The 12080-nt window shown below is 74.4% G+C and carries 9 protein-coding genes; 6 read left to right on the plus strand and 3 right to left on the minus strand.

Translation table 11 applies throughout. From position 1 onward, the window contains the following. Positions 1–62: 62 nt before the first annotated feature. A complete protein-coding gene (locus ABZY91_RS15225; protein ID WP_355402622.1) occupies positions 63–1856 on the minus strand; it encodes a beta-galactosidase family protein in 1794 nt (597 codons plus the stop codon). Positions 1857–2163: 307 nt separating this feature from the next. Here ABZY91_RS15225 and ABZY91_RS15230 point away from each other — a divergent pair, with 307 nt between their 5' ends. Next, positions 2164–3249, plus strand: a complete 1086-nt coding sequence (locus ABZY91_RS15230; RefSeq protein WP_355402624.1) for a substrate-binding domain-containing protein — start codon at positions 2164–2166, stop codon at positions 3247–3249. Positions 3250–3482: 233 nt separating this feature from the next. After that, positions 3483–3917 (plus strand): hypothetical protein, encoded by a 435-nt coding sequence (locus tag ABZY91_RS15235; protein WP_355402626.1) that lies wholly within the window; start codon positions 3483–3485, stop codon positions 3915–3917. 125 nt (positions 3918–4042) lie between these two features. Here ABZY91_RS15235 and ABZY91_RS15240 read toward each other — a convergent pair whose 3' ends face one another. Beyond that, positions 4043–6055 carry a DUF2264 domain-containing protein gene (locus tag ABZY91_RS15240; protein ID WP_355402628.1) on the minus strand — a complete coding sequence of 671 codons (2013 nt, stop codon included), beginning with the start codon at positions 6053–6055 and terminating at the stop codon, positions 4043–4045. Between the two features lie 342 nt (positions 6056–6397). Here ABZY91_RS15240 and ABZY91_RS15245 point away from each other — a divergent pair, with 342 nt between their 5' ends. From ABZY91_RS15245 to ABZY91_RS15260, 4 genes are all read left to right on the plus strand, one after another. Then, complete coding sequence (locus tag ABZY91_RS15245; protein ID WP_329951354.1) at positions 6398–7744, plus strand: sugar ABC transporter substrate-binding protein; 1347 nt, start codon at positions 6398–6400, stop codon at positions 7742–7744. 77 nt (positions 7745–7821) lie between these two features. Next, positions 7822–8685 carry a sugar ABC transporter permease gene (locus ABZY91_RS15250; protein WP_329877065.1) on the plus strand — a complete coding sequence of 288 codons (864 nt, stop codon included), beginning with the start codon at positions 7822–7824 and terminating at the stop codon, positions 8683–8685. Continuing rightward, a complete protein-coding gene (locus ABZY91_RS15255; RefSeq protein WP_329877028.1) occupies positions 8682–9533 on the plus strand; it encodes a carbohydrate ABC transporter permease in 852 nt (283 codons plus the stop codon). The genes ABZY91_RS15250 and ABZY91_RS15255 overlap by 4 nt, the downstream gene beginning before the upstream one ends. A 101-nt stretch (positions 9534–9634) precedes the next feature. Beyond that, entirely contained in the window at positions 9635–10615 is a 981-nt protein-coding gene (locus tag ABZY91_RS15260) for a hydroxyacid dehydrogenase (protein WP_355402687.1), read from the plus strand. Between the two features lie 60 nt (positions 10616–10675). Here ABZY91_RS15260 and ABZY91_RS15265 read toward each other — a convergent pair whose 3' ends face one another. Beyond that, positions 10676–12034, minus strand: coding sequence for a M1 family metallopeptidase (locus tag ABZY91_RS15265; RefSeq protein ID WP_355402631.1), 1359 nt, complete (start codon positions 12032–12034; stop codon positions 10676–10678). Between the last annotated feature and the right edge of the window lie 46 nt (positions 12035–12080).

The raw sequence follows: 12080 nt of genomic DNA on the forward strand, positions 1-12080 counted from the left end.
GGGCCCCGACCGCGCGTCACCCCGGGAACGCCGCCCCGGGGCGCGGGCGCCGCCGGGCACCGTCACCACTGGGGCATCTCCTCCGTGACCGCCGGGCCGAGGTCGGGTCGGTCCCGGAGCTCGACGCGGGTGCCCGCGCGGTGGAGTTCGAGGACCACGAGTTCGTTGCGCCCCTCCCGCCAGAGCGGGGCGGGGGCGTAGAGGGTGCGCTGCGGCCCGCGGTCCCAGTAGCGGCCGAGGGCGAAACCGTTGAGCCAGGCCATGCCCTTGGTGAAGCCGGGCAGCGCGAGGAACCCGTCGGCGGGCGTCGCGACCGTCAGGGCTGCGCGGTGGAAGGCGGGCCCGTCCCGGTGGCCGGGTGCGGCGAACGGCACTGCCGTGAGGTCGTCCAGGGGCAGCGGGCGGATCTCCCAGCCACCCAGCTGGTACTGGTTGCCGATGCGCACGCCGCCCGTGACGCCCTTGCGGTCGTGGAGCAGCGGGCCGTAGTTGACGCGGCCCATGTTCTCGACGAGGAGGTCGAGCACCGCGCCGCCCTCGGGCACCTCGACCGGCAGGGCCTCGTCGGGGCGGTCGCGTTCCAGGACACCGAGCGGCTGGCCGTCGAGGAAGACCTGGGCACGGTCGGCCAGACCGTCGACGCGCAGCTCGCCGCGGCCGAGGGGGCCGCGCAGGCGGGTGCGGTAGTGGATCAGCCCGAGGTTCTGGCCGAGGGCCTCCATCGGTTCGGGTTCCGGTCGGTGGTGGACGGTGGCCAGGTCGTCGAGGGCGGCCGACAGGCCGGCACTCGCGGTGAACGGCGCGCTCTGCGGGGCGAGCCGTGCGGGCAGCGGCGGCAGGGGGTGCGGGTTGGGGCCGAGGTGGCGTTCGATCACCCGGCGGAACAGGTGGAACTTCTCGGTGAGTTCGCCGGCCTCGCCGACGGGCGCGTCGTAGTCGTAGCTGGTGGTGTCGGGCTGGAACGTGGTCCCGTCGTGGTTGGCGCCGTTCCACCAGCCGAAGTTGGTGCCGCCGTGGCCCATGTAGATGTTCACGGACGCGCCGGCGGCGAGCATCCGGTCGAGGACGTCAGCGGACTCCGCGGGGTCGCGCAGGTGGTGGGGCGCGCCCCAGTGGTCGAACCAGCCGGTCCAGTACTCCATGCAGACCAGCGGGCCCACCGGCTGGTGGCGGCGCAGGCAGGCCAGGGACTCCTCGGGCCGGGAGCCGAACGTGCCGGTGGTGAGCAGCCCGGGCAGGACGCCGCCGAGCTGGAAGCCGTCCTCGGCGCCGTCGGCGGTGAAGAGCAGGCAGTCGACACCGCGCCGGACGAGGCCGGCGCGCAGGTGTTCCAGGTAGGCGGTGTCGTTGCCGTAGCTGCCGTACTCGTTCTCGACGGCGACGGCGACGACGGGCCCGCCGCGGGAGGTGAGCAGCGGGAGCAGGACGGGGACGAGGTCGTCGAACCAGGCGTCGACGGCGGCCAGGTAGGGCCCGTCGACGCGGCGGAGCCGGACGGCCGGGTCGGCGAGCAGCCAGGCGGGCAGGCCGCCGAACTCCCACTCGGCGCAGATGTACGGGCCGGGCCGGACGATCACGTCGAGCCCGAGCTCGCCGGCGGTGCGGACGAACGCGGCGAGGTCGCGGTCGCCGTCGAAGTCACTGACCCCGGGGGCGGCCTGGTGGAAGTTCCACGCGACGTAGGTCTCGACGGTGTTGACGCCCATGGCCCGGAGCCGGGTGAGCCGGTCGAGCCACTGTTCGGGGCGGATGCGGAAGTAGTGGACGGCCGCGGAGACGATCCGGTGCGGGAGGCCCGCACGCAGGAAGGTGTCTCCGTCGACGGTCAGGGACGTGGGGGCGGCCGGGTCGGCCATGGGTGCCTCCGCGGTAGGGCGGGCGGGAGGGTGGGCGGGTGGGTGGGCGCGCCCGGCGCGGCGTGGCCGGCGTCCGCCGGGGCGGGTGCGCCTAGGCGTGGGTCACGGACCGGACGGGAACCGGGGCGGTGCGGGCCCGCGCGGGAGCCGGGGCGGGCGGATGTGACCGGCGGGCGATCACCGGTACGCACCCTACGAGCTCATCGATCGGGTGGTCAATCAATCGATAAAGACCACGCCTCTTGATCGTATTTCGATCGAACGATACTGTTTGATCAAATCCACTGGATCGGCGATGGAGGGCAGGATGACCGCTTCGGGAGAAGAGCGCCGCAGGCTCATCGTGACCGCCGTCGGCGATCTCGGCGGGCAGGTACGGCTGACCGACCTCGCCGACCGACTGGGCATCCCGGCGGTCACGGTCCGCCGCGACGTCGCCATGCTCGCCGACGCCGGCAGACTCAGCCGCTCGCACGGCTTCGTCTCGCTCGACCGGCCGGACGCCGACCGAGCCCCCGCCCGGGGCGGCCTTCGGCCCGGCCGGGCCGGGCGCACCGTCGGCCTGCTCGTGCCCTCCGTCGGCTCCTACTTCGACGAGGTCATCGCCGGCGCCCGCACGGCCGCCACCGCCGCGGAGGCCCGGCTGGTCCTCGGCATCGCGCCGTACGGCACGGGCGACGACCGGGTGCAGGTGGAACGGCTGCTGGAGTCCGGCGCCGAGGGCCTGCTGCTCGCCCCCGGGCTGCTCCCCGGCCAGGCCCCGGAGGGCTGCGCCTGGCTGGACGCCCTGCCGGTGCCCGCCGTGCTGGTCGAGCGCCGCTCCCCCACCCCGGACGGCCCCGGTTCGCACCTCGACACCGTCGGCTCCGACCACCGCCACGGGGTCCTGAGCGCCCTGCGGCACTTCGCCGGCCTCGGCCACGAGCGCGTCCTGCTGGCCGCCCGGGGCGACTCCTGGACGGCCGAGGAGGTCCGGGCCGGGTACGAGGAGGGCACCCGCCTGCTCGGGCTGCGGCCCCTGCCGACCCTCGACACGCTGGCGCCGACGGGCGTGCCGACCGACCCCGAGCTGCTGTCCGCGCGGATCGCGGAGGCCGCCGCGGAGGGCACCCGGGCGGTGCTCGTCCACAACGACCAGGACGCGATCAGGCTGCCGCCGCTGTTGCGCGCCCGAGGTCTGCGGGTGCCCGACGACGTCGCCCTGATCGCCTACGACGACGTGTTCGCCGCCCTGGCCGCGCCTCCGCTGACGGCCGTCGCCCCGCCGAAGCGCGCCGTCGGGCAGGCGGCGTTCGACCTGCTGCTGCGTCGCCTCGCGGCCGGCCCCGAGCTGCCGGTCCACCGCACCACGCTGCTTCCCGTCCTGCGCGTGCGCACCTCCTGCGGCGGCTGACGCGGCGATCGGCGGGGCCCCGGGACCGCCCGGCCCCGTGCCGGGCGATCCGGGCGATCCGGGCGCAGCCGGTCACGGAACGTGCCAATACCGGGCCGATCCGGTGACCGACGGTGAAGATGCGTAGGGACCCGGATTGATTACCCATCGATCGTTCGCGTGTCCTGGAGACACGGCGTGGGGCGGGCGCGGCGCCGGGTTCCCACCAACCGCGATCGGCAGAAGGTGACCCCATGGACAGCAGCCCCCACGACACCAGCGCCGTCGACGCCGCCCCGGGCGTCGCGGTCTACCTGCGCTGCTACCCGTTCGACGCGACGGCGATGGAGTGCCACCGCCGGGCCCTGGAGGACCTGGCCGAGGTGCTGGGCCTGCCGGAGCCGCTGCTGTACCTGGACAACGGCCTGCGCGCGGCCGACGGCCTCCCCGCGCTGGAGGGGCTGCTGAGCGGCGTCGCCGCCGGGTGGATCAAGACGGTGCTGGTCCCGGGCCCCTTCGTGTTCTCCATCGACGGGTCCGAGGTGCGGACGGTCGGCGAGCTGCTGGAGCGGCACGGCTGCCGGGTGGTCGAACTGCCGGCGCGCCACGAGCGCGTCCGTCCCGCCGGGACCCGGCCGCCGGTGGGCCCCGCGGCCCACCTCGCGCCGGTCGGCGTCCCGGCCGGCTGACGTCCCGACCCCTCCCCCGCCGGGGCGCGGACTGGCGGCGGCCGTCCCGGCGAACCGGGGGCCCGCCCGGACGGGCGGCCGGAGGAGGGGCCGGGACCGAACGGCCGAGGCCCCCGCGCGCGGGTTCAGCCCTCCCGGCCGACGTGGACCGAGCCTGCCCCGATGCGCACCTCCCGCACCTCGCCGTCGGGCCAGCACACCCGCAGCCGCCAGCCGTCACCGGACCGCACGGCGACCTCGACGGCCGCCACGGGAGGCCGGTCGGCGGCGGTGGGCCCGGCGGCGGTGAGCCCGGCGGCGGTGAGCCCGGCGGCGGTGGGCCCGGCCGTGAGCCCGGCGGCGCAGACGAGCAGGGCCGGACCGTCCCCGAGGGTGCCGCTCAGGACGGGCAGGGCGGCCTCGGCGCCGAACGCGGTTCCCCCGGGCACGGTCCGCGTCGCGGCCTCGCCGAAGCCGTACAGGGAGCGGAGTCCGCTGGTGAGCCGCCCGTCCGCGCGGACGACGGCGCCGATGGCGAGGCCGGTACCGGCACCGGTACCGGCACCCGCGTCGGCACCGACGACCGCGGCCTCGACGCGCCCGCCGGCGACCGCCCAGCCGCTGTGGCGGACCGCGGTGCCGGAGGCGGCGCCGGTGACCAGGTGGGCGCGGACCTCGTCGGCGCCGCGCACGAGGGTGACCGAGGTGACCGAGACCCCGGGCAGCTCGCGCCCGGCGGCCCGCGGACGGGAGAGGGAGGCGGCCCAGTCGGGTCCGGTGCCGAGCGGGTGGATCCGGCCGCGTTCGGTGGGCTCGCCGTCGACGAGCAGGGCGAGGTGGTTGTCGGCGGGCCCGTCGAGGGTGGGGCCGGTCGCGGTGGAGTGGGCGAGCCGGGCGTAGTGCGGGTTGTCGGGCAGGACCTGGTCGACCGGCTGGTCGTCGCTGCCGTGGTTGTGGAGGCGGACCAGCCCGTCGGCGGCGGTCGACTGGACCAGCCAGCCGGGCCGGGGCAGGGCGAGCACGACGTCGCGGGTCTCGCAGGGCGCGGGCCGCTCGGGCTCCGTCCAGACCGGGTGGCCGGGCGGGAGCAGCAGGCCGAGGAATCCGCTGCCCGCCCAGTAGGGGGACGCGGGACCGGAGTACGGCTGGGTAAGCCGGGGTTCGGGGCCGTGCCAGCCGAGGGTGAGCAGGCCGCGGTCGTCGGCGGCGCCGCGGTCGAGGAAGTACCGCAGGGCGCCGGAGGCCAGCCGGCGGGTGGTGCCGGGGTCGAGCGGGGTCCGGCCGGTGAGGGCGCCGGCCCACAGCGGCGCGGTGGCGGCGAACCGGTAGGTGAGCGAGCGGCCCTGGTGGACGGGCGCGCCGTCGCCGCCGAACAGGTGGGCGTAGCCGGTCAGGTGGGCGGCGAGCCGGTCGCCGTACTCGGCGAGCAGGGGCCGGTCGTCGGCGAGGTGGGCGTGCAGGACGGGGTAGAGGTGCAGGGCCCAGCCGTTGTAGTGGTCGAAGGCGCGGGGGCGGCCGTCGGTGTACCAGCCGTCGCCGAGGTACCAGCGGTCGATCTTCTCCAGGCCTCGCCGCACGGCCGCGCGGGCGTCCTTCTCCTCGATGCCGGCCTCGGCGAGGAAGCCGCCGACCGACAGCGGGAAGATCCACCAGTTGTTGTCGTTGGGCGCGCGGTGCAGGGCGTCGGCGAGCCAGCGGCCGACGCGGTCGCGGACGGCGCCGTCGAGGCGGTCCCAGAGCCAGGGGCGGGTGAGGCGCAGGGCGAAGGCGATCGAGGCGGCCTCGACCATGGCCTGGCCGCGGTCGGTGATCAGGGGCCAGGAGTCGAGGTCGCCGTCGGCCAGGTCGCGTTCGGCGGTCGGGGTGCGGGTGCCGGCGTCGAGCCCGGCGGCGTAGTGCTCCAGCAGTCCGTGCGGGTCGGCGCCGCCGGCGCCGGCGATGCGCAGGGCGGCGGGCAGGAAGGTGCGGGCGTAGCCCTCCAGGCCGTCGGAGCGGCGGCCCGACCAGCTGGGGCGGTCGCCGGGCAGGTCGATCAGCGCGCGGCCGGGGCTCGCGTACGGGCGGACGGCGCCGAGCAGGTCGTCGGCGGCCGCCTCCCAGTGCGCCCTGGTCCAGCCGGTGTGCGGGCTGAGGTGTCGGTCCTCCGGGGGCAGCGGCATGGGGTGTCCTTCGTCGGCGGGTCCGGGGCGGGCGGGCCCCTGTGCGGAATCTAGGAACCGACTGATCATTCGTCAAGACCGTCGGATCAAATGAACAGCTTGATCAGATTGTGACGTTGCGGAATCCACCTCACTGGGCCGACGTTCACGCAGCTCACGGGCCTGATGATCGAACCCTGACGACGACCGGTCAACTGATCGGATCGGATCATTCGATCCAGATGCCTTGACGCCGATCGACAACCTGCTCAGGATGACAGCCAGTCGCCCCCACCCTCACGAGTCCGGCCCGGACCGACGCCCCCGTCCCGGAACCGTGACGCCCCTCTTAGGAGCTGTGCCATGCGCTCACTCGTGCCCTCCCGTCGCAGAGCCCTGCGCGCCGCCGCCACCGCCACCGCCGCCGCGCTCTGCGTGAGCCTGCTGGCCGCCTGCGGAAGCGACGCCAAGAGCTCGGCCGGCGCCGACGACGGCAAGCCCGTCACCCTCACCTTCTGGGGCTGGGCCAAGGGCACCAAGGAGGTGGTGGCCGCCTTCAACGCCGGCCACCCGAACATCCAGATCACCTTCGAGGAGATCCCCGCGGGCAACGCCGGCGGCTACGCCAAGCTCTCCAACGCCGTCAAGGCCGGCAACGCCCCCGACGTGTTCAACGTCGAGTACCCGCAGCTGCCCGACTTCGTCAGCCAGGGCGCCGTCCAGGACATCAGCAAGCTCGTCGGCGCCGACCTGAAGGCCAGGTACCTGCCGCAGGCCACCGAGCTCACCTCCCTCGGCGGCCGGACCTGGGCCCTGCCGCTGGACGCCGCACCGCAGGCGTTCTACTACCGCAAGGACCTCTTCGAGAAGGCCGGCATCACCGCGCCGAAGACCTGGGACGAGTTCCGCACCGCCGCGCAGAAGCTCAAGACCGCCCAGCCCGACGCCCGCATCGCGACCTTCTTCCCCGACGACCCCACCACCTTCGAGGCCATGGCCTGGCAGAACGGCGCACGCTGGTTCACCGCCGCCGACGACGCCTGGAAGGCCGACCTCACCGGACCCGAGACGAAGAAGGTCTCCGCGTACTGGCAGCAGCTGATCGACGAGGACCTCGTCCACGTCCAGCCCTCCTTCAGCCAGCAGTGGACCGCCTCCCTCCAGAAGGGCGAGACCGCCGGCTACCTCGGCGCCTCCTGGGGCGGCGGCGTCCTGAAGTCCAACCTCGGCACCACCCCCGACATCAACGGCAAGTGGGCGGTCGCCCCCATGCCCACCTGGGACGGCAACCCCGCCAGCGGCATGCTCGGCGGCACCACCTTCGCCGTCTCCAAGGACAGCAAGAAGGCCAAGGCCGCCGTCGAGTTCGCCACCTGGGCCACCACCACCGCCGACGGGTTCAAGGCCCGCATCGCCTCCGGCACCTCCTCCGCCTTCCCCGCCGCCACCGAGCTCGTCCCCGTCGCCAAGCAGGCCTTCAACACCGACTTCTACGGCGGCCAGGACCTCTACGCGGTGTTCCCGGACGCCGCCAGGTCCATCAAGCCCGGCTGGACCTGGGGGCCGGTCATGGGCCTCACCAACGGCTCGCTGAAGGACTCCTTCGGCAAGGTCGCCGGCCGGACCGGCACCATCGACGACGCCCTGGCCGCCGCCCAGCAGGCCACCCTCGCCGAGTTCAAGAACCGCGGGCTGAAGGTCGCCCAGTGACGATCCGCACCACCCGCACCGGGACCGCCCGCGCCGCCGCCACCGCGCGGCGCGGGCGGTACGGGGCCCCGGCCGTCCTGCTCGCCCCGTTCCTCCTGCTCTTCACGGCCTGCACCCTCGTCCCGATCGGCTACGCGGTCCGGCTCAGCCTCTTCACCGAGCGCCACTCGGGACTCGGCTTCGGCGGCACCGAGACCGTCTTCACCGGCCTCGGCAACTACACCCGGGCCCTGGAGGACGAGGCCTACCGCGAGGGCTTCCTCACCATCGCCCGGTACTGCCTGCTCTACATCCCGCTGATGGCCGGCTTCGCACTCGTCCTCGCCCTGCTGCTGGACTCCGCGCTGACCCGCGCGAAGCGGTTCTTCCAACTCGCGCTCTTCATCCCGCACGCCGTCCCCGGCATCATCGCGGCGCTGATCTGGATGTACCTCTACACCCCCGGCATCAGCCCGGTGCTCGACGCCCTGGAGACCCTCGGCACCCAGCCCGACCCGCTCGGGAACCCCCTGCCCGCCGTGGTCAACATGGCCCTGTGGCAGTGGACCGGCTACAACATGGTCATCTTCTACGCCGCGCTCCAGGCCATCCCCCGCGAGGTGCTGGAGGCCGCCGTGGTCGACGGCGCCGGCCCGCTGCGCACCGCCCTGAGCATCAAGATCCCGCTCATCAAGCCCTCGCTCGCCATGGTCGGCCTGTTCACCGTCATCGGCTCGCTCCAGCTCTTCACCGAACCGATGATCCTGCACGGCACCGCACCGGGCGTGGTCTCCACCTGGACCCCCAACATGTACGCCTACACCGCCGCCTTCGAGCGGGGCGACTACGGCCTGGCCGCCGCCTCCTCGGTGCTGCTCGCCCTCGCCGCCGCCCTGCTGTCCTTCGCGGTCACCCGGGCCACCCGCAGCCGTTCCGACCGCCGGAAGGAGGCCGCGGCATGAGCACCCCCCGCCGCCCCTGGACCCTCTCCGGGACCGCCGTCAACGGCACCCTCGTCCTGGCCACCGTCTACACCCTGCTGCCGCTCGGCTGGCTGCTGACCGCAGCCGCCAAGAACACCGCGGACCTCCTCGGCGGCAACGCCCTGACCCCCGACAACATCAACCTCGGCCGGAACCTGCACGACCTCGCCACCACCGGCGACGGCATCTACTTCCGCTGGTACCTCAACTCCCTGCTCTACGCCGGGTTCGGCTCCGTCCTCTGCGCCCTGGTCTGCGTCGCCGCCGGCTACGCCTTCCACGTCTACGACTTCCCCGGCAAGGAGAAGGTGTTCGGACTGGTGCTGCTCGGCGTCCTGGTGCCCACCACCGCGCTCGCCCTGCCGATGTACCTGCTCGCCTCCGAACTCGGCATCGTCAACACCTTCTGGGCGGTCTTCCTGCCCTCCCTGGTCAACCCCTTCGGGGTCTACCTCGCCCGGGTGTTCTGCGCCGGCTACGTCCCCGGCGAGGTCCTGGAGGCCGCCCGGGTGGACGGGGCCGGCGAGCTGCGCACCTTCTGGTCGATCGGGCTGCGCATGGTCATGCCCGGCTTCGTCACCGTGGTGCTGTTCCAGTTCACCGCGATCTGGAACAACTTCTTCCTGCCGCTGGTGATGCTCTCCGACAACGAGCTCTTCCCGGTCAGCCTCGGCCTCTTCACCTGGAACGCCCAGACCAAGGCCTTCCCCGAGTACTACCCGCTGGTCGTCACCGGCGCGCTCCTCGCCGTCGTCCCGCTCATCCTCGCCTTCGTGCTGCTCCAGCGGCACTGGAAGGCCGGACTCACGGCAGGGAGCGTCAAGTGAACCCCGCCGCCCACGCCGACCCCGAGGGAACGAACACCATGCCCCACCCCCCGGCGGCCGAGGGGGCCGGCGCGGTGCGCCGCCCCCGCGCCGTGCTCGCCATGCAGCGGGACCTCACCGGCCGCCTGATCGACGAGCACACCATGGCCCGTCTCAACGCCCTGGCCGACCTCGACCCGGCGCTCGTCCTCGACGACTTCACCACCCCCGAGGCCGCCACCGCCCTCGCCGGGGCCGAGGTGATCGTCTCCGGCTGGGGCTGCCCCCCGATCGACGAGGCCGTCCTCGCCGCCGCCCCCCGGCTGCGCGCCGTCATCCACGCCGCGGGCTCCGTCAAGCACCACATCACCGACGCCTGCTGGCACCGCGGCATCCAGGTCACCTCCGCCGCCTGGGCCAACGCCCTCCCCGTCGCCGAGTACACCGTCGCCGCCGTCCTGCACGCCAACAAGCAGCTGCTGCGCATCCGCGAGGACTACCGGACCCGCCGCGCCCCGTACGACTGGCAGGCCGCCTACGCCGACGCGGGCAACTACCGGCGCACCGTCGGCATCGTCGGCGCCTCCCGGATCGGCCGCCGGGTCCTCGAACTCCTGCGCCCCCACGACCTCGACCTGCTCCTCCACGACCCGTACGTGGAACCGGCCGAGGCCGCCCGCCTCGGCGCCCGCTCCGTCGGGCTCGACGAGCTGTGCGCGGAGAGCGCCGTGGTCAGCGTCCACGCCCCCGAGCTCCCCGACACCCACCACCTGATCGACGCCCGGCGGCTCGCCCTGATGCCCGACGGCGCCACCCTCGTCAACACCTCCCGCGGCTCCCTCGTCGACCAGGACGCCCTGGTCCGCGAGCTGACCACGGGGCGGCTCGACGCCGTCATCGACGTCACCGTCCCCGAGGTGCTGCCGCCCGACTCCCCGCTCTACGACCTGCCCAACGTCGTGCTCACACCGCACATCGCGGGCTCGCTCGGCCGCGAGCTGCACCGGATGGCCGCCGCCGCGGCCGACGAGCTCGCCCGCTACACCGCCGGACAGCCGTTCGCCCACCCGGTCCACGCCGAGGACGCCCACCGCACCGCGTGAAGCGCGCCGTCCACGGCCCGCCGCCGCCCGACCGACCCGACCCGGGTCCTCGGGCGGCGGTCAGCCGTCGATCCGGTGGGCGGCCCAGAACGGGGCGAGGTCCTCGGCGGTGGCGGCCTGGGCCGCGGCCTTGAACGCCGGCGTGCTGCTCACGCCGTACCAGTGCTCGCGCACGTAGCCGCGGAGCAGGTCGGCCATCGCCCCGGCTCCGATCAGCCGGCGCAGGTCGTGCAGCGCGCACCCGCCGTACCCGTAGACGACCTCCCCGTACCGGGCCGGGTGGTCGTCCCAGTACGCCATGCCGTTGGTGATCCGCTCCTGCGGCGACGACCACGCGACGGAGTTCCAGCAGTCCGCCCCGTCCCGGCCGAGGGCCAGGTCCGTGGCGTACTCGGCGAACGACTCGTCCAGCCAGGGCCGGCCGTACTGGTCGTCTCCGACGACGCCGTACCACCACTGGTGCGCGACCTCGTGGACGAGCGCGGTCGTGTTCACCCGGTCCAGGACGAATCCCGGGTACTCCATGCCGCTGAACCAGAGGTCGTCGTCCAGGACGGCGTCCAGCTCCGCGTACGGGTAGGCGCCGAACGCCCGGGAGTGCGCGTCCGTCGCGGACACCGCGACGGCCAGTATCGCCCGCGCGTCCTCCGCCCCGACGCCGGCCACCGTGTGGACGTTGACCACCACCCCGCCCGCGGAGACGCCCGAGACGGTGCCGAACGGGCCCGCGGCCCACGCGAAGTCGCGCACCTGCCGGGCGGTCGCCGTGGTGACGGTGCGTCCCGCGGAACCCGGGGCCCCGGTCGACGTGCCGGTGGCCGGCACCCCCAGGCCGGACGGGTGGTCCAGGGCGACGGTGAAGTCCGCGGCCAGGGTGTAGAAGGACTCCCCGGTGTCGGTGAACGGGTCGAGGTGCCAGCCCGCGGCGTCCCGCACCGCGAGCACCGGAAGCGCGTTGCCGAAGTAGCTGTACGCCCCGTGCCGTCCGAACCGGTCGGCGCTGTCCGCGCGTTCGGGGGCCCGGACGGTCAGGTCGAAGCCGATCGTGTGCCGGTCCCCGGGACCGAGCGGGACCGGCAGGGTGACCCGCAGCGCGGTGCAGCCCACCGAGAACGCGTCCCCGGCGGCTCCGACCAGGCCCGTCACCGTGACCGCCGGCTCCGCGCAGCCCCCGTGCGCGTTGCCCCACAGACGGAGCTGGACCTCCCGGAGCGGTTCCGGGGAGTCGTTGGTGAAGCTCACCTCCTCGCGCCCGGACCACCGGCCTCCCGCGGAGTCACCGGTCAGCGCGACCGTGTAGACCGCCGCCGCCGGTGTCGGTGCCGGGGCCGGCCCGTGCCGCCGGCCGCCGGGCGGCACGAAGCCGGTGGCGGTGGCGGTCAGGGCGAGGCAGGCCAGGACGGCCGGCAGGATCCGCACGAACCTGCCGCGCTCCCCGGGGACCGGCCGGAGCGGAACGGTGGAC

The sequence above is a fragment of the Kitasatospora sp. NPDC002965 genome, assembly GCF_040611255.1.
In the GTDB taxonomy this organism is placed as follows: Bacteria; Actinomycetota; Actinomycetes; order Streptomycetales; family Streptomycetaceae; genus Kitasatospora.